This is a genomic window from Calidifontimicrobium sp. SYSU G02091, from assembly GCF_022631395.1.
Lineage (GTDB): Bacteria > Pseudomonadota > Gammaproteobacteria > Burkholderiales > Burkholderiaceae_C > Calidifontimicrobium > Calidifontimicrobium sediminis.
Genome location: NZ_JALBGB010000005.1, coordinates 96,528 through 120,615 on the forward strand (window position 1 = coordinate 96,528; position 24,088 = coordinate 120,615).

Here is a 24,088-nt window from a genome sequence, read left to right on the forward strand (position 1 = left end):
GCGCGAGCGGCCTCGCCCCGTCTCCAACGGACGCTCCGATGCTTCGATTCCTCAACCGCGTCGCGTGGCTGTTCGCGCTGCTCGGCGGCGTGATCGCGCTGGCGGTCGCGCTGATGGTGGTCGTGTCGATCACCGGCCGCGCGACGATGGCCAAGCCGATCCAGGGCGACGTCGAACTGACGCAGTTCGCGATCGCGCTGGCGATCTCGCTGAGCCTGCCGTGGTGCCAGATCCACGGCGGCAACATCGTCGTCGACTACTTCACGCAGCGTCTGCCGCAGCGCACGATCGCGTGGCTCGACGCCGTCGGCGCGCTGATGCTGACCGCGATGGGCGCGCTGCTGTCGTGGCGTGCCGCCGTCGGCGCCATCGGTTCCAGGCAGACGTTCGAGGCGACGATGATCCTCGACCTGCCGATGTGGTGGGTCTACGCGTCGCTGTCGCCCGGGCTCGCGCTCGCGGCCTTCATCGGTCTGGTGCAGGCGGGCCTGCTGATCGCCGGCCGTGACCTCACCCGCCTGCAGTCATGAGCCCCACCACCGTCGGTCTGCTGATGTTCGCGGCGATGATCGCGCTGCTCGTGCTGCGCGTGCCGATCGCCGCGGCGATGTTCATTCCCGGCGCGGTCGGCTACTGGGTGCTGACCAGCGAGGCGTCGCTGCTGAACCTGCTCAAGGGCTCGGCGGTCGCGCGCCTGACGGTGTACGACCTGTCGGTGATCCCGCTGTTCCTGCTGATGGGCCAGTTCGCGACGCAGGGCGGCCTCAGCCGCGCGCTGTTCCAGGCCGCCGCGGCGTTCATCGGCCACATCCGCGGCGGGCTCGCGATGGCCTCGGTCTTCAGCGCCGGCGCGTTCGGCGCCGTCTGCGGCTCGGCGGTGGCCACCGCCGCGACGATCACGCAGGTGGCCTATCCCGAGATGCGCAAGCACGGCTACTCGGGGCGCCTGTCGACCGGCACGCTGGCGGTCGGCGGCGGGCTCGGCATCCTGATCCCGCCGTCGGTGCCGCTGGTCGTCTACGCGATCCTGACCGAGCAGAACATCGCCAAGCTGTTCGCCGCGGCGATGATTCCCGGCGTGCTGGCGATGCTGATGTACGCCGGCGTGATCTGGCTGATGTGCCGGCTGCGGCCGCAGCTGGCGTCGCCGAGCGAGGCGCTGCCGTGGCGGCAGCGCTGGCACGCGTTCGCCGGCGTGTGGCCGATCCTGGTGATCTTCGTCATCGTGTTCGGCGGCATCTACGGCGGCATCTTCTCGCCGACCGAGGGGGCCGCCGTCGGCGCGGTCAGCACCTTCGTCGCCGGCCTGCTGCGCCGCGAACTGACGCTGCCGGCGATCGGGCGCAGCTTCCTCGGCGCGGCCGAGACCTCGGCGATGGTGTTCATGATCTTCCTCGGCGCCGACATGATGAACTCGACGCTGGCCGTCACGCAGCTGCCGATGCACCTGGCCGACTGGGTGTCGCACCTCGAGGTGTCGCCGCTGCTGATCGTCACCTGCGTGCTGCTGTTCTACGTGCTGATGGGCTGCATCATGGACGAGCTGTCGCTGGTGCTGCTGACGATTCCCGTGCTGTTCCCGGCCATCATGGGCCTGGACCTGTGGGGGCTGGGCGCCGAGGCCAAGGCGCTGTGGTTCGGCATCCTGATCCTGATGACGATGGGCACCGGGCTGATCAGCCCGCCGGTGGGGCTGAACGTCTACGTCGTCAACGGCATCACGAAGGACGTGCCGCTGATGGAGACGTACAAGGGCGTGTTCCCGTTCCTGGCCAGCGACTTCGTGCGCCTGTTCCTGGTGCTGATGTTCCCGTCGATCAGCCTCGGGCTGGTGGCCTGGCTCTACGGCTGACGGCCCGGCGCCGCGTGCCCGGCACGCGCGGCGTGGCCGCTACGCATGCAGCCACGCGCCGGCTGCGGCCCCCGCGGCGACGACCCACAGCGGCGACACGCGGCCGACGACGAGCAGCCCGAACGCGGCCAGCGCGACGCCGAAGTCGGCGCGCGAGGCGATCGCGCTCGTCCACACCGGGTCGTACAGTGCGGCCGCGAGCACGCCGACCACTGCGGCGTGGATGCCGCCCATCGCGCGCTGTGCGCCGGTGCGCCGGCGCAGCGCCTCCCAGAACGGCAGCGCGCCGGCCAGCAGCAGGAACCCCGGCACGAAGATCGCCACCAGCAGCACCGCCGCGCCCCATGCGCCGCCCAGAGGGGCCGGCATCACGGCGCCGAGGTAGGCCGCGAAGCTGAACAGCGGGCCCGGCACCGCCTGCGCGGCGCCGTAGCCGGCGAGGAAGGCGTCGTTGTCGACCCAGCCCGGCGGCACCACGCCGGCCTGCAGCAGCGGCAGCACGACGTGGCCGCCGCCGAACACGAGCGCGCCGGCCCGGTAGACGACGGCCACCGCATGCAGCAGCGTCGACGACAGCGCCGCGGCGAGCGCCGGCAGCGCCACCAGCAGCGCCGCGCACAGCGCCAGCAGCAGTGCACCGGTGCGGCGGCCGATGCCGGGGTCGCAGTGCGGCGCTGGCGCCAGGGGCGCCAGGCGCAGCGCCCAGCGCCCGACGACGCCACCGAGCACGATCGCGCCGACCTGGCCCGCCGCCGTCGGTGCCGCGAGCACCAGCAGCGCCGCCGCGACGGCGATGCCTGCGCGCAGCCGGTCGGGACACAGCGCGCGGGCCATGCTCCAGACGGCCTGCGCGACGACGGCCACGGCGACGACCTTCAGCCCGTGCACCGCGCCCGACGCCGCCAGCGCCGGCCACTGCGCGAGGCCGTGCGCGAACGCGACGAGCGCGACCGCCGACGGCAGCGTGAAGCCGGCCCACGCGGCGAGCGCGCCGGCCCAGCCGGCGCGCCCGAATCCGATCGCGAAGCCCACCTGGCTGCTCGCAGGGCCGGGCAGGAACTGGCACAGCGCGACGAGGTCGGCGTAGCGCGCCTCGTCGAGCCAGCGTCGGCGCTCGACGAATTCGGTGCGGAAGTAGGCCAGGTGTGCGATGGGTCCGCCGAACGAGGTCAGGCCGAGCCGCAGGAAGACCCACCACACCTCGAAGGCACTGCCGCGTGCGGCTGCGGCGTCGGGGCGGGCGGGTGGGTGGTCGGGCATCGTGGCGCAGGCTGGCGGCGGCTGCGATTGTGCGTGGGCCCGGCGGCACATCCGCCTCGGGCCTGCACGGCCGCTGCGGCGCGCGGTGCTTCGCGCAGCGGCCCGGGCGGCCTCGCGACGGCCGCCGATTCGGGCCGACCAATGAAAAGGCCCGGCGTCGCCGCCGGGCCGAAGGTACCTTGTGGGGGTACCGAGGAGACAACCTTCCACGGCGCGAGCCGCCACGCGCGGCGCGGCGGCCCGGCGCGGTGCCGCGCGGATCAGGCCGCGCGCTTGCTCTTCGGCGTGCCCTGCGAGGCCTTGACGGCCGTGCTCGTGACGGCCTGGAAATTCGCCTCGGCGACTTCGGCGGCCTGCTTGGCGGCCTTGTGCACGCTCTCGTAGGCGTTGTTGGCGGCAGCGACCGCCGACTTGACGAGCGCGACGGCGTTCTCGGTGCCGGCCGGCGCGTTCTTGACCATCGTGTCGACCATCGCCATGAACTTCTTCTGCGCGTCGGCCATCTGCTCTTCGGCGACCTTGGTCACTTCGGCGTTGGTCGCGGCGAAGATGTCGTAGACGTGGCGGCTGTAGGCGGCGGCCTTCTCGGCGCTGGGCTGCAGCATGCCGGCTTGCAGCGCGAGCAGTTCCTGCGCGTCCTTGACCGACAGCACGGCCTTCGTCGTGTCGGCGGTCTCGGCCAGCGCGGTCTTGGCGACCTGCATGTTCAGCTCGACCAGCTTCTCGACGCCTTCGAACGCCTTGTTCGTCAGGTCGAACAGCGTCTCGACGTTGGCTTTGTGGGCGGCCATCAGTTGCTCGGGGGTCATCATGGTGCGTGCTCCGGGGGTTGGGGTTCGACAGCGCTGCAGCATTATGTTGCACTGCAGCATGAGCCGAAGTATAGGGCCTGTCCCAGGCGTTGCAAGCCCTTTTTGCTGCGGCGCAACAAATTAGGGGGTGCTCCCGGGCGGTGCGCCCGCCGGCCGCTGGCGGGGCGGGGGCCAGAATGCGCGGCCACGATGCAGGCCTTCTACAGCGATCAGTTCGTGCTGCCGCTGCCCGACGGGCACCGCTTCCCGATGCCCAAGTACCGGCTGCTGCGCGACCGCCTGCTCGCCGAGGTGCCGGGCATCCGGCTGCAGCCGGCGCCGGCGGCCACCGACGGCGAGCTGGCGCTGGCGCACACGCCGACGTACATCGCGCAGGTCGCCGAGGGGCTGCTGACGCCGGCGCAGCAGCGCGAGATCGGCTTCCCGTGGTCGCCGGCGATGGCCGAGCGCGCCCGGCGCTCGGTCGGCGCGACGATCGCCGCCGCACGCGCCGCGCTGGCCGAGGGCGTCGCGAGCAACCTCGCCGGCGGCACGCACCACGCGTATGCCGACAAGGGCAGCGGCTACTGCGTGTTCAACGACGTCGCGGTGGCCGCGCGGCTGATGCAGGCCGAGTGGCACCGCGCCCGGCGCGCGCTGCTGCGGGTGGCGGTGATCGACCTCGACGTGCACCAGGGCAACGGCACGGCGGCGATCTTCCGCGACGACGCCACCGTGTTCACGCTGTCGCTGCACGGCCGGAACAACTTCCCGTTCCGCAAGGAGCCCAGCGACCTCGACGTCGACCTGCCCGACGGCTGCACCGACGACGCCTACCTCGCCGCGCTCGACGCCGCGCTCGATGCGCTGTGGCGCGCGCACGGCGACGCGCCGCCGGGGCTCGTGTTCTACCTGGCCGGCGCCGACCCGCACGAAGACGACCGCCTCGGCCGGCTGAAGCTGAGCACCGAGGGACTGGCCGAGCGCGACCGCCGCGTGTTCGACGCCTGCCGCGCGCGCGGCATCCCCGTCGTGCTGACGATGGCCGGCGGCTACGGCCGCGACATCCACCGCACGGTGGCGCTGCAGCTGACGACGCAGCGGCTCGCGCTGGCGAGCTGGCAGGCGTGGGCGCGCGGCAGCGCCGGCGCGGCAATGGAACAATCGCGCGCATGAGCCCCCGCCCCCAGGCCCTGCTGCGCAGCCACTACCCGCGCTTTCGCACGATCACGACGCGCTGGATGGACAACGACGCCTACGGCCATGTCAACAACGTCGTCTACTACAGCTTCTTCGACACCGCGGTCAACGCGCACCTGATCGAAGCCGGCGCGCTGGCCATCGAGACGAGCCCCGTGATCGGCCTCGTCGTCGAGACGAAGTGCAACTACTTCGCGCCGCTGGCGTTCCCGCAGACGGTCGACGCCGGGCTGCGCGTCGCGCACGTGGGCCGCAGCAGCGTGCGCTACGAGGTCGGGCTGTTCGGCGCCGGCGAGCCGCTGTCGGCGGCGGCCGGCCACTTCGTTCACGTCTACGTCGACCGCGCGACGCGCCGCCCGGTCGACGCGCTGCCGCCGGCGCTTGTCGCCGCCCTCGAACCGCTGCGCATCACGAGCGAGACCGCATGACCGCCGCCACCGACGCCTTCGGCCGCCCCGTCTTCACCGCCGAGATGACGGCCGCCGTCGACGCGGCGATCACGTCGCGGCGCTCGGTGCGCAAGTTCCTGCCGACACCGGTGCCGCGCGAGACGGTCGAGCAGATCCTCGCCGTCGCGTCGCGCGCGCCGTCGGGCACCAACACGCAGCCGTGGCGGGTCACCGTGCTGACCGGCGCGGCCAAGCAGGCGCTGTCGGCGCGCATCCGCGCGATCTACGACGACCCCGCGCAGCTCGCGCTGCACACCGAGGAATACGCCTACTACCCGCTGCAGTGGGTGCCGCCGTACATCGACCGCCGCCGCAAGGTCGGCTGGGATCTGTACGGGCTGCTGGGCATCGGCAAGGGCGACAAGGCGCGCATGCACGCGCAGCACGGTCGCAACTACGACTTCTTCGACGCGCCGGTCGGGATGATCTTCACGATCGACCGCGTGATGCAGCAGGGCAGCTGGCTCGACTACGGCATGTTCCTGCAGAACGTGATGATCGCCGCGCGCGCGCGCGGCCTCGACACCTGCCCGCAGGCCGCGTTCACGCAGTTCCACCGCGTGATCGCCGAGCACCTGCGGCTGCGCGACGACGAGATGGTGGTGTGCGGCATGTCGCTCGGCCACGCCGACCCGGACGCCGTCGAGAACACCCTCGTCACCGAGCGCGCGCCGGTGGCCGAGTTCGCGCGCTTCATCGAATGAGCGCAATGAGCGCCGAGGAGCACCCGATGACCCGCCCCGCCGTGCTGGTGGCCCGTGCCGTGTTCCCCGAGGTGATCGCGCGCTTGCGCGAGCACTTCGACGTCACCGACAACCCCGACGACACCGTGTGGAGCGCGGCCGAACTGCGCGCCAGGCTCGCCGGCAAGGCCGGCGCGTTCATCACCGGCAGCGAGCGCATCGACGCCGCGCTGCTCGACGCGAACCCGCAGCTCAAGGCCGTGTGCACGATGACGGTGGGCTACAACCACATCGACGTCGACGCGTGCACCGCGCGCGGCGTGCTCGCGACCTACACGCCCGACGTGCTGACCGAGGCGACGGCCGACTTCGGCTTCGCGCTGATGATGGCCGCCGCGCGCCGCATGGCCGAGAGCGAGCGCTTCCTGCGCGCCGGCCGCTGGACGAAGTGGTCGTACGACATGTTCGCCGGCAGCGACGTGCACGGCGCGACGCTGGGCATCCTCGGCATGGGGCGCATCGGCCAAGCCATCGCGCGGCGCGGCGCGCTCGGCTTCGGCATGCGGGTGATCTACCACAACCGCAGCCGGCTCGACGCGGCGGTCGAAGCGCCACTCGGGGCGCGCTGGGTCGACAAGGACACGCTGTTTCGCGAGGCCGACCACGTCGTGCTCGTGCTGCCGTACTCGCCGGCGGCGCACCACATCGTCGGCGAGCGTGAGCTCGCGCTGATGAAGCCGACGGCGACGCTGACCAACGTCGCGCGCGGCGGCATCGTCGACGACGCCGCGCTCGCGAAGGCGCTGGCCGAGCGGCGCATCGCCGCCGCCGCGCTCGACGTGTTCGAAGGCGAGCCGAACGTGCACCCGGGGCTGCTCGAGGTGCCCAACGTCGTGCTCACGCCGCACATCGCGAGCGCCACCGTCGCCACGCGCCGCGCGATGGCCGACCTGGCGGCCGACAACCTGATCGCCGCGCTGACCGGCGCTCGGCCGCCCACGCCTATCAATCCGCAGGTGCTGGCCCCGCGCTGAGTCCACGCCGCGCGGCCGCGACCGCGGCCCCGCGATCCGTCTTCACCGACCACCCGTTGCGAGAACCGCCATGCCCGTCAACCTCACTGCTCCCGATCCCGCGTCGCTGCACCCCGTCGCCGGCGTGCGGCTGGGCATCGCGATGGCCGGCGTGCGCAAGGCGCATCGCCGCGACCTCACCGTCATCGCGCTCGACGAGGGTGCGGTGGTGGCCGGCGTGTTCACGACCAACCGCTTCTGCGCCGCGCCGGTGCAGGTCTGCCGCGAGCACCTGGCCGCCGGCGGCAGCGGCATCCGCGCGCTCGTGATCAACACCGGCAACGCCAACGCCGGCACCGGCGACGACGGGCTCGCGCGCGCCCGCAGCGTCTGCGCGGCGCTCGCGCGCCAGATGGGCATCGCTGCGCAGCAGGTGCTGCCGTTCTCGACCGGCGTCATCATGGAGACGCTGCCCAACGACCGCATCGAGGCCGCCTTGCCGGCCGCGCTCGCCGACCTGAAGCCGGCGAACTGGGCCGTCGCCGCCGAGGCGATCATGACCACCGACACGCTGCCGAAAGCCGCGTCGCGGCAGGTCACGATCGGCGGGCGCACCGTCACCGTGACCGGCATCTCGAAGGGCGCCGGCATGATCCGCCCGAACATGGCGACGATGCTCGGCTTCGTCGCCACCGACGCGGTGATCGCGCCGGCACTGATGCAGGCGCTGGTGCGCGAGGCGGCCGACGCGAGCTTCAACCGCATCACGATCGACGGCGACACGTCGACCAACGACGCGTTCGTGCTGATCGCGACGCGCCAGGCCGGCCACGCCGAGATCGCGAGCCTCGACAGCGCCGATGGCCGCGCGCTGCGCGATGCGGTGGTGGCGGTGTCGCAGCAGCTCGCGCAGGCCATCGTGCGCGACGGCGAGGGCGCGACCAAGTTCATCACGGTGCAGGTCGACGGCGGGCGCAGTGCCGACGAGTGCCGCCGCGTCGCCTACGCGATCGCGCACTCGCCGCTGGTCAAGACGGCGTTCTTCGCCAGCGACCCCAACCTCGGGCGCATCCTCGCTGCGGTCGGCTACGCCGGCGTCGACGACCTCGACCAGGCCCTGATCGACCTGTACCTCGACGACGTGCACGTCGCCACGCGCGGCGGCCGCCACCCGGCGTACCGCGAGGAGGACGGCCAGCGCGTGATGAAGCAAAGCGAGATCACGGTGCGCGTCGACCTGCACCGCGGCAGCGCCAGCGCCGCCGTGTGGACCTGCGACCTGTCGTACGACTACGTGCGCATCAACGCCGACTACCGCAGCTGAGCGGGCTCACGACGCCGGGTCGAAGCGGTCGACGGCGTCGGTGATCAGCCCGTCGACGCCGAGCGCGAGCAGCCGGCGCGCGTCGCCGGGCTCGTTGACGGTGTAGGCGAGCACGCGCAGCCCGGCGCGCCGCGCGTGCGCGACGGCCTCGGCGCCCAGCGCGGCGTGCTCGACGACGACGGCCGCGCAGCCCAGCCGCTGCGCCTGTTCGAGCCACCCGTCGGCCAGTGCCTCGAGCAGCAGCGCGCGCGGCAGCTGCGGGGCCGCGCTGCGCGCGGCCGCGAGCGCGTCGGCGTCGAACGAGCTGAGCAGCGGGGGCACGGCGGCACCGGCCCACCACCGTGCCGCCAGCGCGGCGACGGCCTCGCCGGTCGCGCGCGCGCGCCCCGGCCCGGGCTTGAGCTCGATGTTCAGCGCACAGCCGTTGGCGCGCACGAATGCCGCCACCGCCTGCAGTGCGGCCGGCGGCTCGCCGGCCCACGCGGGTGCCAGCCAGCCGCCGGCGTCCAGCCGCGAGAGCTCGGCCCAAGTCAGCGCTTCGGCGGGGCCTTGGCCGTCGGTCGTGCGCTCGAGCGTGTCGTCGTGCAGCAGGAACGGCACGCCGTCGGCGCTGAGCTTCGCGTCGCACTCGAAGGCGCGAAAGCCGCGCCGCCAGCCTTCGCGCAGCGCGGCCAGCGTGTTCTCGGGCGCCAGCGTGCCGGCGCCGCGGTGCGCGATCCAGCGCGGGTAGGGCCAGGCCGTCATCGATCGGGGGCGGTGCCGTGCAGCCGGTGAAAGGGGGACGCCGATCATCGCACCGGGGCCTGCGGCGCGGCAGCCCTGCCGGCCGTCGGGGCAGGGGGCTGCGGTACGATTGCTCCTCAAGTGCCTCGACAGGCCCGCCCCTTCGCGGCCTGCCACCCATGAACGCACCCCTTCCCGTGACCACGCTGGCCGCTGCGGCGACGACCGCCGGGGCCGCCGAAGGCGCCGCGCCGCGTCTGCGCGAGATTCCCTACAACTACACCTCGTTCTCGGACCGCGAGATCGTGCAGCGCCTGCTCGGCGCGCGCGCGTGGGAGCTGCTCGAGCGGCTGCGCGAGGAGCGCCGCACCGGCCGCTCGGCGCGCATGCTCTACGAGGTGCTGGGCGACATCTGGGTCGTGCAGCGCAACCCGTACCTGCAGGACGACCTGCTCGACAACCCGAAGCGCCGCACGCTGCTGATCGAGGCGCTCGAGCACCGGCTGCGCGAGATCGAGAAGCGCCGCGACGCCGCCGACCCCGCGCGCGACGCGCTGGTCGGCGAACTGCTGGCCGCCGCGCGCGCGGCGGTGCGCGAGTTCGCCGCGTCGTTCGACGCCGTCGACGCGCTGCGCCGGCGCACGAGGCGCGTGCTCGGTCGCCACACCGCGAAGGACAACATCAAGTTCGACGGCCTGTCGCGCGTGTCGCACGTGACCGATGCGACCGACTGGCGCGTCGAGTACCCGTTCGTCGTGCTGACGCCCGACACCGAGGCCGAGATCGCCGGGCTCGTGGCCGGCTGCATCGAGCTGGGCCTGACGATCATCCCGCGCGGCGGCGGCACCGGCTACACCGGCGGCGCGGTGCCGCTGACGTGGAAGAGCGCGGTGATCAACACCGAGAAGCTCGAGAAGATGAGCGAGGTCGAGATGGTCACGCTGCCCGGCGTCGACCACCCGGTGCCCACGGTGTGGAGCGAGGCCGGCGTGGTCACGCAGCGCGTGGCCGACGCGGCCGAGCGCGCGGGCTACGTGTTCGCGGTCGACCCGACGAGTGCCGAGGCCAGCTGCATCGGCGGCAACATCGCGATGAACGCCGGCGGCAAGAAGGCCGTGCTGTGGGGCACGGCGCTGGACAACCTCGCGAGCTGGAAGATGGTCACGCCCGAGGCGACCTGGCTCGAGGTCGTGCGGCTGAACCACAACCTGGGCAAGATCCACGACGCCCCGGTCGCGAGCTTCGAGCTGCGGCACTACGACGCCAGCGGCAAGAAGCTGCTGCGCACCGAGCGGCTCGACATTCCGGGGCGCGTGTTCCGCAAGGAAGGGCTCGGCAAGGACGTCACCGACAAGTTCCTCGCCGGGCTGCCGGGCATCCAGAAGGAAGGCTGCGACGGGCTGATCACGAGTGCGCGCTGGATCGTGCACCGCATGCCCGCGCACGTGCGCACCGTGTGCCTGGAGTTCTTCGGCAACGCGAAGAACGCGGTGCCGGCGATCGTCGAGATCAAGAACCTGATGTTCGCCGAGGCCCGCAAGCCCGGTGGCGCGATCCTCGCGGGGCTGGAACACCTCGACGACCGCTACCTCAAGGCGGTGGGCTACGCGACGAAGAGCAAGCGCGGCGGGCTGCCGAAGATGGTGCTGCTCGGCGACATCGTCGGCGACGACGAGGCCGCCGTCGCGCGCGCGGCGAGCGAAGTCGTGCGCATCGCCAACAGCCGCGCCGGCGAGGGCTTCGTCGCGGTGAGCGCCGACGCGCGCAAGAAGTTCTGGCTCGACCGCAAGCGCACCGCGGCGATCGCCAGGCACACCAACGCGTTCAAGATCAACGAGGACGTGGTGATCCCGCTCGAGCGCATGGGCGAGTACACCAACGGCATCGAGCGCATCAACGTCGAGCTGAGCCTGCGCAACAAGCTGCAGCTCGTCGAGAGGCTCGAGGCGTTCTTCGCGCGCGGCGCGCTACCGCTGGGCCGCAGCGACGACGCCGGCGAGATCCCGAGCGCCGAGCTGCTCGAGGACCGCGTGCAGCAGGCGCTGCAGCTGCTGCGCGAGGTGCGGGCGCTGTGGCAGCAGTGGCTCGAGGGGCTGGACGTCGTGCAGGCCGGCGGGCGCACCTTCTTCGAGGACCTGCAGGACGGCACGCTGCGCGCGTCGTGGAAGACGCAGATCCGCGCGCCGCTGCGCGAGATGTTCTCGGGCGCCGCGTTCAAGCCGGTGCTCGACGAGTGCGAGCGCATCCACGCCGAGGTGCTGCGCGGGCGCGTGTGGGTCGCGCTGCACATGCACGCGGGCGACGGCAACGTGCACACCAACATCCCGGTCAACAGCGACGACTACGAGATGCTGCAGACCGCGCACGAGGCGGTCGCGCGCATCATGAAGCTCGCCAGGAGCCTCGACGGCGTGATCAGCGGCGAGCACGGCATCGGCATCACGAAGCTCGAGTTCCTCGCCGACGACGAGATCGCCGCGTTCGCCGACTACAAGCGCCGCATCGACCCGCAGGGCCGCTTCAACAAGGGCAAGCTGCTGCGCGACGTGAGCGGCCTGGGCGACGACGTGCGTGCCGCCGACCTGCGCCACGCCTACACGCCGAGCTTCGGGCTGATGGGCCACGAGTCGCTGATCATGCAGCAAAGCGACATCGGCGCGATCAGCGACAGCATCAAGGACTGCCTGCGCTGCGGCAAGTGCAAGCCGGTGTGCGCCACCCACGTGCCGCGTGCGAACCTGCTGTACAGCCCGCGCAACAAGATCCTCGCGACCTCGCTGCTCATCGAGGCCTTCCTCTACGAGGAGCAGACGCGCCGCGGCATCAGCATCAGGCACTGGGCCGAGTTCGAGGACGTCGCCGACCACTGCACGGTGTGCCACAAGTGCCTGAACCCGTGCCCGGTCAACATCGACTTCGGCGACGTGTCGATGAACATGCGCAACCTGCTGCGCAAGATGGGGCGCAAGAGCTTCCGGCCCGGCAACGCGGCGGCGATGCTGTTCCTCAACGCGACGAACCCGCAGACGATCAAGCTGATGCGCAGCGCGATGGTCGACGTCGGCTTCAAGGCGCAGCGCTTCGCGAACGACGTGCTCAAGGTCGTCGCGCGGGCGCAGACGGCCGCGCCGCCGGCCACGGTGGGCAAGGCACCGCTCAAGGAGCAGGTGATCCACTTCGTCAACAAGAAGATGCCCGGCGGCCTGCCGAAGAAGACGGCGCGCGCGCTGCTCGACATCGAGGACAAGCACTACGTGCCGATCATCCGCGACCCGGCACGCACGAGCGTCGACACCGAGGCGGTGTTCTATTTCCCCGGCTGCGGCTCCGAGCGGCTGTTCAGCCAGGTCGGGCTGGCGACGCAGGCGATGCTGTGGCACGCCGGCGTGCAGACGGTGCTGCCGCCGGGGTACCTGTGCTGCGGCTACCCGCAGCGCGGCAGCGGGCAGTTCGACAAGGCCGACAAGATCATCACCGACAACCGCGTGCTGTTCCACCGCGTGGCCAACACGCTGAACTACCTCGACATCAAGACGGTGGTGGTCAGCTGCGGCACGTGCTACGACCAGCTGCAGGGCTACAAGTTCGAGGACATCTTCCCCGGCTGCCGCATCATCGACATCCACGAGTACCTGCTCGAGAAGGGCATCGTGCTGCCGAGCAAGGGCGCGTACCTGTACCACGACCCGTGCCACAGCCCGATGAAGCTGCGCGACCCGATGAAGACCGTGAAGGCGCTGGTCGGCGACCAGGTGCTCGAGAGCAAGCGCTGCTGCGGCGAGAGCGGCACGCTCGGCGTCACGCGGCCCGACATCAGCACGCAGGTTCGCTTCCGCAAGGAAGAGGAGCTGCGCAGGAACGAGGCGGCGCTGCGCGCGCAGGGCGTGCAGGGCAACGTCAAGATCCTCACCTCGTGCCCGAGCTGCCTGCAGGGCCTGAGCCGCTACCAGGACGACCTGAGCAGCGGCCTGCTCGAGGCCGACTACATCGTCGTCGAGATGGCGCGCCAGATCCTCGGCGAGAACTGGCTGCCGGAGTACGTCGCGCGCGCCAACGCCGGCGGCATCGAGCGCGTGCTGGTGTGAGCATGGCCGCGAAGGTCGCCGGCTGCGAGCTGTGCGAGCACGACGGCGGGCGGCTCGTCCACCACGACGGTGACTGGCGCGTCGTCGGCGTCGACGACGCCGCGTTCCCGGCCTTCTACCGCGTCGTCTGCAACCGCCACGTCGCCGAGTTCAGCGACCTCGATCCGGCCGAGCGCGAGCGCTGCATGGTGCTCGTCGACGCGGTCGAGCGCACGCTGCGCGAGCGGCTGCAGCCGACCAAGATCAACCTCGCGTCGCTGGGCAACGTGACGCCGCACCTGCACTGGCACGTGATCGCGCGCTTCGACTGGGACAGCCACTTCCCGCAGCCGGTGTGGGGCGCGGCGCAGCGCGCGCCCGACACGGCGCGGCTGGCCGCGCTGCGCGCGCGGCTGCCCGAGCTCGACCGCGTGCTGGCCGAGCGCTTGCACTATGCTTGACGGCGCGGGTCGTCGCCCCGCGCACCACCCGCGCATCTTCGGAGTCTTCGCATGGCCGGTCTCGACCGCAACACCCCGCAACCGACCGAGGTCACGGTGCACCAGCAGTCGCGCGTGCTCGAGATCGCGTTCGACGACGGCGCGCGCTTTCGCATCCCGTTCGAGCTGATGCGCGTGTATTCGCCGTCGGCCGAGGTGCAGGGCCACGGGCCGGGGCAGGAGGTGCTGCAGACGGGCAAGCGCCACGTCGAGATCGTCGGCCTCGAGCCGGTGGGCCACTACGCGATCCAGCCGACGTTTTCCGACGGGCACGACTCGGGCATCTTCTCGTGGGACTATCTGTACTTCCTCGGCTCGAAGCAGGACGAGCTGTGGGCCGAGTACGCGCGCCGACTCGCCGAGGCGGGCGTCGACCGCGACGCGCCGATGCCCGAGAAGGCGGGCGCCGGCTGCGGCCACCACTGAGCAGGGCGATGGCGCAGACCCACTTCGGCTTCGAGAGCGTCGACGAGCGCGAGAAGGCGCAGCGCGTGCGCGGCGTCTTCGACTCCGTCGCGCCGAAGTACGACCTGATGAACGACCTGATGTCGCTCGGCCTGCACCGGGCGTGGAAGGCGTACACGGTCGCGGTGGCCGACGTGCGCGAGGGTCAGCAGGTGCTCGACATCGCCGGCGGCACCGGCGACCTCGCGCGCGCGTTCGCGCGCAAGGTCGGCGCCAGCGGCTGCGTCGTGCACACCGACATCAACCTCGCGATGCTGACCACCGGGCGCGACCGCCTGCTCGACGAGGGCCTGGCGCTGCCCACCGTCGTCTGCGACGCCGAGCGGCTGCCGTTTCCCAGCGACCGCTTCGACGTCGTCAGCGTCGCGTTCGGGCTGCGCAACATGACGCACAAGGAGCTCGCGCTCGCGGAGATGGCGCGCGTGCTCAAGCCGGGCGGGCGGCTGCTGGTGCTCGAGTTCTCGAAGGTCGCCAAGCCGCTCGAGAAGGTCTACGACTGGTACTCGTTCAACGTGCTGCCGCGGCTCGGCCAGTGGATCGCCGGCGACGCCGACAGCTACCGCTACCTCGCCGAGTCGATCCGCATGCACCCCGACCAGGCGACGCTCAAGGCGATGATGAAGGCCGCCGGCTTCGGCCACGTCGACGTGCACAACCTCACCGGCGGCGTCGTCGCGCTGCACGTGGGCATCAAATGCTGACGCCGCGCGCGGTGGCCGCGCTGCTCGCGGCGGCCGCGCTGCTGGCCGCCTGCGGCGACCCGACGAAGAAGGAACGCGCCGCCCAGCCGGTGGCTGCGCGCGTCAACGGCGAGGCGATCACGGTGCCGCAGATCGACCTCGTGCTGCAGCAGCAGCCCGGCCTGCGGCCGCAGCAGACCGACGCCGCGGCGCGCGTCGTGCTCGAGCGGCTGATCCACCAGCAGCTCGCGGTGCAGCGCGCCGCCGAGCTCAAGCTCGAGCGCGACCCGCGCGTGCAGCTGCAGCTCGACGCCGCGCGGCGCGAGGTGCTCGCGCGCGCCTACGCCGAGCACGTCGGCGCGGCCGCCGCCAAGCCCACCGACGACGAGATCCGCCGCTACCACGACGAGCACCCGTGGCTGTTCGCGCAGCGGCGCATCTACCAGCTGCAGGAGTTCGCCGTCGAGGCGCGACCCGATCAGCTCGACGCGCTGCGCGCGCAGCTCGAGGCCACGCGTCAGACGGGCGAGTTCGTCGAGTGGCTGCGCGCCAACGGCTACCGCTTCGTCGCGACGCAGGCCGTGCGCCCGGCCGAGCAGCTGCCACCGGCGGTGGCGAAGGCGATCGCGGCGCTCGACGACGGGCAGGCCCTCTTCAACGTCGCACCCGGCGGCGTGCAGATCGTCGTGCGCGCCGGCTCGCGCGAGCAGCCCGTCGACTTCGACACGGCGCGCCCGGCGATCGAGCAGCGCATGCTCGCCGAGCGGCGCCGTGCGCTGGTGCGCGACGACCTGGTCGCGCAGCGGCAGAAAGCCCGGGTCGAGTACGTCGGTGCGTTCGCCGCGTCGCCGCCGCCGGCGGTCGACCCGGCGGCCAGCGACGTGCTGCCCGAGGCGTCGTCGCCGGCGCGCTGACCGCGCGTGCCCGGCGCCTCAGCGGCGGCCGTAGGTGTCTTCGAAGCGCACGATGTCGTCTTCGCCGAGGTAGCTGCCCGACTGCACCTCGACGATTTCGAGCGGCACCTTGCCCGGGTTGGCCAGGCGGTGCACCTCGCCGAGCGGGATGTAGGTGCTCTGGTTCTCGGTCAGCAGGATCTTCTTGTCGCCGACGGTGACCTCGGCGGTGCCCTTGACGACGATCCAATGCTCGGCGCGGTGGTGGTGCATCTGCAGGCTCAGGCTCGCGCCGGGCTTGACCATGATGCGCTTGACCTGGAAGCGCGGGCCGTCGTCGATGCTGTCGTACCAGCCCCACGGCCGGTGCACCTTGCGGTGCAGCGCCTGCTCGCCGCGCTGCTCGGCGCCCAGGCGCTCGACGACCTTCTTGACGTCCTGGCTGCGCGCGCGGCTGGCCACGAGCACGGCGTCGGCCGTTTCGACGACGACGACGTCGTCGACGCCGATCACGCTGACGAGCCGGCTGCTCGCGTGCACCAGCGTGTTGCGGCTGTCGGTGACGATCGCGTCGCCGACCGTCGCGTTGCCGGCCGCGTCCTTCGGCAGCACCTGCCACACCGCGTCCCACGCGCCGAGGTCGTTCCAGCCGGCGTCGAGCGTGACCATGCGGATCGCGGTGCCGCTGCCCGGGCAGCGCTCCATCACCGCGTAGTCGACCGACTCGGCCGGCACCGCGGCGAACTCGGCCGCACCCGGGCGCACGAAGCGGTCGTCGCGCCGGCGCGCGTCCCACGCGGCGCGTGTGGCCGCGGCGATGTCGGGGCGGAAGCGCTCGAGCGCGGCGAGCCACGCGCTCGCGCGCAGCACGAACATGCCGGCGTTCCAGAAGTAGCCGCCCTCGGCCAGGTAGCGGCGCGCGGTCTCGGCGTCGGGTTTCTCGACGAAGGCGGCGACGTCGAACGCGCCGCCGTCGCCGGCCGGCGCGCCGGCGCGGATGTAACCGTAGCCGGTCTCGGGGCGCGTCGGCGCGACGCCGAGGATCACGATGTCGCCCGCGGCCGCGCGCTGCGCCGCGGCGCGCAGCGCGCGCGTGAAGGCAGCGTCGTCGGTGACGGTCTGGTCGGCCGGTGTCACGACGAGCACCGGGTCGGCGCCGCCGTCGAGGGCGGCCAGCGCGGCCAGCGTGAGCGCCGGCGCCGTGTTGCGCCCGGCCGGCTCGAGCAGCACGGCGCCGGGCTCGAGCCGGCATTCGCGCAGCTGGTCGAGCACGAGGAAGCGGTGCTCCTCGTTGCCGACCACCAGCGGCGGCGCCACCGCGACGCCGTCGCCGGCCAGCGCGGCGAGGCGCCTGGCGGCCTGCTGGAACAGGCTGTCGTTGCCGGCGAGCACGAGGAACTGCTTCGGGTAACCGGCGCGCGACAGCGGCCACAGCCGCGTGCCGGAGCCGCCGGCCATCACGACGGGCTGGACGGGGATCGTGTTCATGGGGTCGAGGCGTAGCCGTTCGGGTTGCGCTGCTGCCAGCGCCAGCTGTCGGCGCACATGCGCGCGAGGTCGTGCCTGGCGCGCCAGCCGAGCAGTTCGGCGGCCAGCGTCGGGTCGGCCCAGCACGCGGCGACGTCGCCCGGGCGGCGCGCGACGATCTCGTACGGGATGGTGCGGCCGCTGGCGCGCTCGTAGGCGTGCACGACCTCGAGCACGCTGTGCCCGCGGCCGGTGCCGAGGTTGACGGTGAACGAGCCCGGCGCGTCGAGCAGGCGCTGCAGCGCCGCGACGTGGCCTGCGGCGAGGTCGACGACGTGGATGTAGTCGCGCACGCCGGTGCCGTCGGGCGTCGGGTAGTCGTTGCCGAAGACCTGCAGCTTTGCGCGCCGGCCCACCGCGACCTGCGCGACGTAGGGCATCAGGTTGTTCGGCGTGTCGCGCGGGTCCTCGCCGATCAGCCCCGACTCGTGCGCGCCGACCGGGTTGAAGTAGCGCAGGCACGCGGTCTGCCACGCCGGCTCGGCGCGGCCGAGGTCGCGCAGCACCTGCTCGCCGATCAGCTTGGTCTGGCCGTAGGGGTTGGTCACGGCGAGCGGGAAATCCTCGCGGATCGGCAGCGTGGCCGGCTCGCCGTAGACGGTGGCGCTCGAGCTGAACACGAAGCGCCGCACGCCGTGGCGCAGCATCGCCTGGCACGTCGTGACCAGCCCGCCGACGTTGTTCGCGTAGTAGTCCAGCGGCCGTGCCACCGACTCGCCCACCGCCTTGTGCGCGGCGAAGTGCACGACGGCGTCGATGCGGTGGCGGGCGAACACGCCGTCGAGCGCGGCGGCATCGCACACGCTGACCTGCTCGAACTCGCAGCGCGCGCCGGTCAGCCGCTGCAGCCGCGCGAGCACCTCGGGCGAGCTGTTGGCGAAGTTGTCGACGCCGACGACGGCAAAGCCCGCCGCGTGCAGCGCGAGCCAGGTGTGCGAGGCGATATAGCCGGTGGCACCGGTCAGCAGGATCGTCGTCATGGGGGAAGTGGTCGGCGCCGCGCTCGGTGGGCGCCGCCGCATTGTCCACAACGGGCGGCCCCGTCGAGACGACCGGATGCGGGGTGGGCGCTGCCTACAATCCGTGCATGCTTCACGCGCTCGCCTCGCTCGTCGCCCCGGCCATGATGGAGCGGCTGACGCTGGCCATCAACCACGTGCTCGCCGCCGAGCCGGCGGCCACGCAGCGGCTGGCCGCGCACCGCGGGCGCACGGTGCACGTCGACCTCGAGCGCTGGCCGTCGCTGCTGCCGCCACCGCCGCGTCTGGCGTTCGCCGTCACGCCCGCAGGGCTCGTCGAATGGCAGGCCGAGGGCCTCGCCGAGCCGGACCTGCACGTGCGCGTCGATGCGTCGAACCCGGCGCTGCTCGGCGCGCGCGTGCTGCTCGGCGACACGCCGGACGTCGAGATCGCCGGCGACGCGGCGCTCGCCGCCGACGTGCACTGGGTCATCGACAACGTGCGCTGGGACGCCGAGGCCGACCTCGAGCGCGTGTTCGGTGCGCGCGTCGCGCACGACCTGGCGCGTGCCGGCTCGGCACTGGCGCGCGCGCTGCGCACGGCCGTGCGCACCGGCGTCGACCTGGCCACGCGCCTGAAGCCCGGCGGCGCCGAGCGCGGCGGCCCATGAGGCAGTTCGCGCGACTGGTCTTCATCGTCTTCACCGTCCTGCGCTTCGGGCTGGACGACATCGCGCTGTCGGGGTTCCGCCAGCGCTGGGTGCGGCTGCTGGCGCGCGTGATCACGATCGGCCGCCGGCTCGACGAGCCGCGCGGCGTGCGGCTGCGGCGCGCGCTCGAGCGGCTGGGGCCGATCTTCGTCAAGTTCGGCCAGGTGCTGAGCACGCGCCGCGACCTGCTGCCGCCCGACATCGCCGACGAGCTCGCGCGGCTGCAGGACCGCGTGCCGCCGTTTCCGAGCGCGCAGTCGCGCGCGCTCGTCGAGCGCGCGTTCGGCCGCCCGATCGAGCAGGTGTTCGCTCGCTTCGACGCCGAGCCGGTGGCCAGCGCGTCGATCGCGCAGGTGCACTTCGCGCAGCTGCTCGACGGGCGCGAGGTCGCGGTCAAGGTGCTGCGCCCGGGCATGCTCGCCGTGATCGACGACGACCTCGCGCTGCTGCACCGGCTGGCGCGCTGGGTCGAGCGCGTCTCGGTCGACGGGCGGCGGCTGAAGCCGCGCGAGGTGGTGGCCGAGTTCGACGGCTACCTGCACGACGAGCTCGACCTCGTGCGCGAGGCGGCCAACGCCGCGCAGCTGCGGCGCAACATGCAGGGGCTGAACCTGGTGCTGATCCCCGAGATGATCTGGGAGCTGTGCACGCCGGGCGTGATCGTGATGGAGCGCATGAACGGCATCCCGATCAACCAGGTGCAGCGCCTGCGCGACGCCGGCGTCGACTTCAAGAAGCTCGCGCGCGACGGCGTGACGATCTTCTTCACCCAGGTGTTCCGCGACGGCTTCTTCCACGCCGACATGCACCCGGGCAACATCCAGGTCTCGGTCGCGCCGGCCACGTTCGGGCGCTACATCGCGCTGGACTTCGGCATCGTCGGCACGCTGACCGACTTCGACAAGGACTACCTGGCGCAGAACTTCATCGCGTTCTTCCGCCGCGACTACAAGCGCGTGGCCGAACTGCACGTCGAGTCGGGATGGGTGCCGCCGTCGACGCGCGTCGACGCGCTCGAGTCGGCGATCCGTGCCGTGTGCGAGCCGTACTTCGACCGCCCGCTCAAGGAGATCTCGCTGGGCAACGTGCTGATGCGGCTGTTCCAGACCTCGCGGCGCTTCAACGTCGAGATCCAGCCGCAGCTCGTGCTGCTGCAAAAGACGCTGCTCAACATCGAGGGCCTCGGGCGCGAGCTCGACCCGGACCTGGACCTGTGGAGCACGGCCAAACCGTTCCTCGAGCGCTGGATGGACGAGCAGGTCGGCTGGCGCGGCTTCCTCGCGCGCCTGGGCAACGAGGCGCCGCGCTACGCGCACCTGCTGCCCGAGCTGCCGCGGCTGGTGCACCAGTCGCTGCAGCAGCGCGCCGGCGACCCGGTGCCGCTGCTGCGCGAGCTGCTCGCCGAGCAGCGGCGCACACGCCGGCTGGTGCAATCGGTGGTGCTGGCCGTCGCCGGCTTCGTCACCGGCGCGGTGCTGACGCAGGCCTGGCTGCACTGGCTGCGCGGCTGAGCGCGGCCGCGCCGGCGCGGCGCGGGGCCGGGCAGGGGGGTTGAAACCGGCGGCGGGGCCTCGAAATGTAGAATTCAAGGTTTTTCAGCCGTGCCGCTGCCGCCCGCGGTGGCGGGCGCTGAACGGCCCGAGAGTCCCCCTCACCCCAACCCCGGTGCGCGAGCGCCGGCAGGAGTTGCATCATGCCCATCTACGCCTACCGCTGCTCGTCCTGCGGCCACGCGAAGGACGTGCTGCAGAAGATCTCCGACCCCGTGCTGACCACCTGCCCGTCCTGCGGCGCCGAGACCTTCGCCAAGCAGGTGACGGCCGCCGGCTTCCAGCTCAAGGGTTCGGGCTGGTACGTGACCGACTTTCGCGGTGGCAGTGGCGGCGCGTCGGCCAAGCCCGCCGACGGCGCGCCCGCCAGCGAATCCAAGCCGGCCACCGCCACGAGCGACGCCGGCGCGCCGTCCGGCGGCTGCGGCGCCTCGTGCGGCTGCGCCTGAACGCGGCGCGGCCCGGCACCGACGCGGCCTGCCGCACCGCCTGCCCGCACCCCCCGACCGCCCGCTGAAGGCCCGACGTGAAGCGGTTTCTCGTCGCCGGCGTGCTCGTGTGGCTGCCGCTGGCCATCACGGTGTACGTGCTGCTGTGGCTCGTCGGCCTGATGGACGGCGTGTTCGGCGCGCTGCTGTCGGCAGTGGCGGCCATCGCGCCGGCGAGCGCGCAGTCGGGCATCGAGCGGCTGCGCGACTGGCCTGGGCTCGGCGTCGTCGTCGTGTTCGTGCTGCTGCTGGCCACCGGCGTGTTCGCGACCAACTTCTTCGGCCAGTGGTGGTTGCGCCAGTGGGACCGGCTCGTCGGCAAGATTCCGATCGTCAAGTCGATCTACAGCTCGGTCAAGCAGGTCTCGGACACGCTGTTCTCGAGCAGCGGGCAGGCGTTTCGCGAGGCGGTGCTGGTGCAGTACCCGCGCGCCGGCGCGTGGACGATCGCCTTCGTGACCGGCAAGCCCGGCGGTGAGGTCGCCGAGCACCTGCAGGGCGACTACCTGAGCATCTACGTGCCGACGACGCCGAACCCGACGTCGGGCTTCTTCCTGATGCTGCCGCGCGCCGACGTGATCGAACTCGACATGAGCGTCGACGCGGCGCTGAAGTACATCATCTCGATGGGCGTCGTCGTGCCGGCCGCCGCGCCGGGCGCGCCGCCCAAGCTGCCACTGGCACGAAACCCCGCCGGCTGAGCGTGCGCCGCAGCGCCCGGCCCGTCGCGAAGCCGCGTGCCACGCCTGCCGTCACCGTCCCGACCCCCAGCACATCGCGACCCGGAGTCAAAACCCCATGAGAACCACTTACTGCGGCCTCGTCAGCGACGCCCTGATGGGCCAGACCGTGACCCTGATGGGCTGGGCGCACCGCCGGCGCGACCACGGCGGCGTGATCTTCATCGACCTGCGTGACCGCGAAGGCATCGTGCAGGTCGTCTGCGACCCTGACCGGCCGCAGACGTTCGCCACCGCCGAAGGCGTACGCAACGAGTTCTGCCTGAAGGTCGTCGGCGTCGTGCGCGCGCGGCCGGCCGGCACCGAGAACGCCAACCTCGTCAGCGGCAAGGTCGAGGTGCTCGCGCACGAGCTCGAGGTGCTCAACCCGAGCGTGACGCCGCCGTTCCAGCTCGACGACGACAACCTCAGCGAGACGGTGCGCCTGACGCACCGCGTGCTCGACCTGCGCCGCCCGCAGATGCAGAAGAACCTGATGCTGCGCTACCGCGTCGCGATGGAGGCGCGCAAGTTCCTCGACGAGCACGGCTTCATCGACATCGAGACGCCGATGCTGACCAAGAGCACGCCCGAGGGCGCGCGCGACTACCTCGTGCCCAGCCGCGTGCACGACGGCATGTTCTTCGCGCTGCCGCAGTCGCCGCAGCTGTTCAAGCAGCTGCTGATGGTTGCCGGCTTCGACCGCTACTACCAGATCACGAAGTGCTTCCGCGACGAGGACCTGCGCGCCGACCGCCAGCCCGAGTTCACGCAGATCGACATCGAGACCTCGTTCCTCGGTGAGGACGAGATCCGCGCGCTGTTCGAGGGCATGATCCGCCGCGTGTTCCAGCGCGCGCTCGGCGTCGAGCTGCCGGCGTACCCGGTGATGACCTACGCCGAGGCGATGCACCGCTTCGGCAGCGACAAGCCCGACCTGCGCGTGAAGCTCGAGTTCACCGAGCTGACCGACGTGATGGCCGACGTCGAGTTCAAGGTCTTCTCCGGGCCGGCCACGACCCCGGGTGGACGCGTGGCCGCGCTGCGCGTGCCCGGCGGCGGCGAGATGAGCCGCGGCGAGATCGACGGCTACACCGAGTTCGTCAAGATCTACGGCGCCAAGGGGCTGGCGTGGATCAAGGTCAACGACCTCGCGAAGGGCCGCGAGGGGCTGCAAAGCCCGATCGTCAAGAACCTGCACGACGCGGCGATCGCCGCGGTCCTGCAGCGCACCGGCGCGGCCAACGGCGACCTGATCTTCTTCGGCGCCGACAAGGCCAAGGTCGTCAACGACGCGCTCGGCGCGCTGCGCACGAAGATCGGCCACAGCGAGTTCGGCCGCGCGAAGGGCCTGTTCGAAGACCGCTGGGCGCCGCTGTGGGTCGTCGACTTCCCGATGTTCGAGTACGACGAGGACGAGGGCCGCTGGAACGCGATGCACCACCCCTTCACGTCGCCGAAGGACGGCCACGAGGACCTGATGGACAGCGACCCCGGCGCCTGCCTGGCCAAGGCCTACGACATGGTGCTCAACGGCTGGGAGCTCGGCGGCGGCTCGGTGCGCATCCACCGCGCCGACGTGCAGCGCAAGGTGTTCAAGGCACTGAACATCAGCGACGAGGAGGCGCGGGCGAAGTTCGGCTTCCTGCTCGACGCGCTGCAGTACGGCGCGCCGCCGCACGGCGGGCTCGCGTTCGGGCTGGACCGGCTCGTCACGCTGATGACGCGCGCCGAGTCGATCCGCGACGTGATCGCGTTCCCGAAGACGCAGCGCGCGCAGTGCCTGCTGACCGGCGCGCCGAGCCCGGTCGACGAGAAGCAGCTGCGCGAGCTGCACATCCGGCTGCGCAATCCGCGCACCTGAGCGCGGCACACGGCCGGTGGGGTCGCCGCCCGCGCGCTGGCGCGGCGGCGGTGTACGATCGATGGCCAGATTAGCTAACGGGCTGCCTGCCATGCCGACGAGCGTCACCGCCACCGAAGCCAAGAACCGTCTCGGGCAGGTGCTCGAACGTTCGCAGCGTGAGCCGGTGTTCATCGAGAAGGCCGGGCGGCCGTACAGCGTCGTGATCTCGAGCGAGCGCTACGCGCAGCTGCTGCGCGCCGAGCAGCGGCCGGCTGCCTCGGGCCACGACGCCGGTGCCGCGTTCTACGAGAAGTACAAGGACTGGGTCGACGAGCAGAACCGCCTGGTCGATCGCTTCGGCATCCCTGGCGAAGAATTCCGCCCTTGGTGAC

General features: G+C 72.0%; 23 protein-coding genes. 18 read left to right on the forward strand and 5 right to left on the reverse strand.

Going from position 1 to position 24,088, the window contains the following annotated elements; all coding sequences use genetic code 11:
* Positions 1 to 38 precede the first annotated feature (38 nt).
* Both MOJ79_RS05185 and MOJ79_RS05190 read left to right on the forward strand, forming a co-directional pair.
* Entirely contained in the window at positions 39 to 530 is a 492-nt protein-coding gene (locus MOJ79_RS05185; RefSeq protein ID WP_241923165.1) for a TRAP transporter small permease, read from the forward strand.
* Complete coding sequence (locus MOJ79_RS05190) at positions 527 to 1,852, forward strand: TRAP transporter large permease (protein WP_241923166.1); 1,326 nt, start codon at positions 527 to 529, stop codon at positions 1,850 to 1,852. Before MOJ79_RS05185 ends, MOJ79_RS05190 begins: the two co-directional genes overlap by 4 nt.
* Before the next feature lie 39 nt (positions 1,853 to 1,891).
* Here MOJ79_RS05190 and chrA read toward each other — a convergent pair whose 3' ends face one another.
* Positions 1,892 to 3,112: a chromate efflux transporter gene (gene chrA, locus MOJ79_RS05195; protein WP_241923167.1), complete on the reverse strand. Its 1,221-nt coding sequence runs from the start codon at positions 3,110 to 3,112 to the stop codon at positions 1,892 to 1,894.
* 260 nt (positions 3,113 to 3,372) lie between these two features.
* Positions 3,373 to 3,924, reverse strand: a complete 552-nt coding sequence (gene phaP, locus MOJ79_RS05200) for a TIGR01841 family phasin (protein ID WP_119288052.1) — start codon at positions 3,922 to 3,924, stop codon at positions 3,373 to 3,375.
* 189 nt (positions 3,925 to 4,113) lie between these two features.
* Here phaP and MOJ79_RS05205 point away from each other — a divergent pair, with 189 nt between their 5' ends.
* The 5 genes from MOJ79_RS05205 (at position 4,114) to argJ (ending at position 8,572) form a co-directional block, all read left to right on the forward strand.
* The gene (locus tag MOJ79_RS05205) at positions 4,114 to 5,079 is read left to right on the forward strand and encodes a histone deacetylase family protein (RefSeq protein ID WP_241923168.1); all 966 of its coding nucleotides are present in this window, start codon (positions 4,114 to 4,116) and stop codon (positions 5,077 to 5,079) included.
* A complete protein-coding gene (locus MOJ79_RS05210) occupies positions 5,076 to 5,531 on the forward strand; it encodes an acyl-CoA thioesterase (protein ID WP_119288056.1) in 456 nt (151 codons plus the stop codon). The genes MOJ79_RS05205 and MOJ79_RS05210 overlap by 4 nt, the downstream gene beginning before the upstream one ends.
* Positions 5,528 to 6,256, forward strand: a complete 729-nt coding sequence (locus tag MOJ79_RS05215) for a nitroreductase (protein WP_241923169.1) — start codon at positions 5,528 to 5,530, stop codon at positions 6,254 to 6,256. The genes MOJ79_RS05210 and MOJ79_RS05215 overlap by 4 nt, the downstream gene beginning before the upstream one ends.
* 26 nt (positions 6,257 to 6,282) lie before the next feature.
* On the forward strand, positions 6,283 to 7,269 hold the full coding sequence (locus MOJ79_RS05220; protein ID WP_241923170.1) for a 2-hydroxyacid dehydrogenase: 987 nt from the start codon (positions 6,283 to 6,285) through the stop codon (positions 7,267 to 7,269).
* A gap of 70 nt (positions 7,270 to 7,339) precedes the next feature.
* The gene (argJ, locus tag MOJ79_RS05225; protein ID WP_241923171.1) at positions 7,340 to 8,572 is read left to right on the forward strand and encodes a bifunctional glutamate N-acetyltransferase/amino-acid acetyltransferase ArgJ; all 1,233 of its coding nucleotides are present in this window, start codon (positions 7,340 to 7,342) and stop codon (positions 8,570 to 8,572) included.
* A gap of 6 nt (positions 8,573 to 8,578) precedes the next feature.
* Here the strand turns inward: argJ and ugpQ are convergent, their stop codons facing one another.
* Positions 8,579 to 9,316 carry a glycerophosphodiester phosphodiesterase gene (gene ugpQ, locus MOJ79_RS05230; RefSeq protein WP_241923172.1) on the reverse strand — a complete coding sequence of 246 codons (738 nt, stop codon included), beginning with the start codon at positions 9,314 to 9,316 and terminating at the stop codon, positions 8,579 to 8,581.
* Between the two features lie 158 nt (positions 9,317 to 9,474).
* Between ugpQ and MOJ79_RS05235 the strand changes: the two genes are divergently transcribed.
* The 5 genes from MOJ79_RS05235 to MOJ79_RS05255 are packed head-to-tail and all read left to right on the forward strand — an operon-like array spanning position 9,475 to position 15,918.
* Entirely contained in the window at positions 9,475 to 13,380 is a 3,906-nt protein-coding gene (locus MOJ79_RS05235) for a DUF3683 domain-containing protein (protein WP_241923173.1), read from the forward strand.
* Positions 13,381 to 13,382: 2 nt separating this feature from the next.
* Positions 13,383 to 13,820: an HIT family protein gene (locus tag MOJ79_RS05240; protein WP_241923174.1), complete on the forward strand. Its 438-nt coding sequence runs from the start codon at positions 13,383 to 13,385 to the stop codon at positions 13,818 to 13,820.
* A gap of 51 nt (positions 13,821 to 13,871) precedes the next feature.
* On the forward strand, positions 13,872 to 14,285 hold the full coding sequence (locus tag MOJ79_RS05245; RefSeq protein WP_119288066.1) for a gamma-butyrobetaine hydroxylase-like domain-containing protein: 414 nt from the start codon (positions 13,872 to 13,874) through the stop codon (positions 14,283 to 14,285).
* 8 nt (positions 14,286 to 14,293) lie between these two features.
* Positions 14,294 to 15,025 carry a bifunctional demethylmenaquinone methyltransferase/2-methoxy-6-polyprenyl-1,4-benzoquinol methylase UbiE gene (ubiE, locus tag MOJ79_RS05250; protein WP_241923175.1) on the forward strand — a complete coding sequence of 244 codons (732 nt, stop codon included), beginning with the start codon at positions 14,294 to 14,296 and terminating at the stop codon, positions 15,023 to 15,025.
* On the forward strand, positions 15,019 to 15,918 hold the full coding sequence (locus MOJ79_RS05255; RefSeq protein ID WP_241923176.1) for an EpsD family peptidyl-prolyl cis-trans isomerase: 900 nt from the start codon (positions 15,019 to 15,021) through the stop codon (positions 15,916 to 15,918). The genes ubiE and MOJ79_RS05255 overlap by 7 nt, the downstream gene beginning before the upstream one ends.
* An 18-nt stretch (positions 15,919 to 15,936) precedes the next feature.
* On the opposite strand, the gene MOJ79_RS05260 is transcribed toward MOJ79_RS05255, so the two are convergent.
* Positions 15,937 to 17,385 (reverse strand): mannose-1-phosphate guanylyltransferase/mannose-6-phosphate isomerase, encoded by a 1,449-nt coding sequence (locus MOJ79_RS05260; protein WP_119355056.1) that lies wholly within the window; start codon positions 17,383 to 17,385, stop codon positions 15,937 to 15,939.
* Positions 17,382 to 18,404 (reverse strand): UDP-glucose 4-epimerase GalE, encoded by a 1,023-nt coding sequence (gene galE / locus MOJ79_RS05265; protein WP_241923177.1) that lies wholly within the window; start codon positions 18,402 to 18,404, stop codon positions 17,382 to 17,384. Before galE ends, MOJ79_RS05260 begins: the two co-directional genes overlap by 4 nt.
* A gap of 107 nt (positions 18,405 to 18,511) precedes the next feature.
* Here galE and MOJ79_RS05270 point away from each other — a divergent pair, with 107 nt between their 5' ends.
* From MOJ79_RS05270 to MOJ79_RS05295, 6 genes are all read left to right on the forward strand, one after another.
* Positions 18,512 to 19,054 carry a hypothetical protein gene (locus tag MOJ79_RS05270; protein ID WP_241923178.1) on the forward strand — a complete coding sequence of 181 codons (543 nt, stop codon included), beginning with the start codon at positions 18,512 to 18,514 and terminating at the stop codon, positions 19,052 to 19,054.
* Positions 19,051 to 20,604, forward strand: coding sequence for a ubiquinone biosynthesis regulatory protein kinase UbiB (gene ubiB, locus MOJ79_RS05275; protein WP_241923179.1), 1,554 nt, complete (start codon positions 19,051 to 19,053; stop codon positions 20,602 to 20,604). The genes MOJ79_RS05270 and ubiB overlap by 4 nt, the downstream gene beginning before the upstream one ends.
* Positions 20,605 to 20,786: 182 nt before the next feature.
* Entirely contained in the window at positions 20,787 to 21,092 is a 306-nt protein-coding gene (locus MOJ79_RS05280; RefSeq protein WP_241923180.1) for an FmdB family zinc ribbon protein, read from the forward strand.
* Positions 21,093 to 21,169: 77 nt separating this feature from the next.
* The gene (locus MOJ79_RS05285; protein WP_241923181.1) at positions 21,170 to 21,832 is read left to right on the forward strand and encodes a DUF502 domain-containing protein; all 663 of its coding nucleotides are present in this window, start codon (positions 21,170 to 21,172) and stop codon (positions 21,830 to 21,832) included.
* A gap of 97 nt (positions 21,833 to 21,929) precedes the next feature.
* Positions 21,930 to 23,714: an aspartate--tRNA ligase gene (gene aspS / locus MOJ79_RS05290; protein WP_241923182.1), complete on the forward strand. Its 1,785-nt coding sequence runs from the start codon at positions 21,930 to 21,932 to the stop codon at positions 23,712 to 23,714.
* A 91-nt stretch (positions 23,715 to 23,805) separates the two neighbouring features.
* Positions 23,806 to 24,087 (forward strand): type II toxin-antitoxin system prevent-host-death family antitoxin, encoded by a 282-nt coding sequence (locus MOJ79_RS05295; protein ID WP_241923183.1) that lies wholly within the window; start codon positions 23,806 to 23,808, stop codon positions 24,085 to 24,087.
* Position 24,088: the final 1 nt, after the last annotated feature.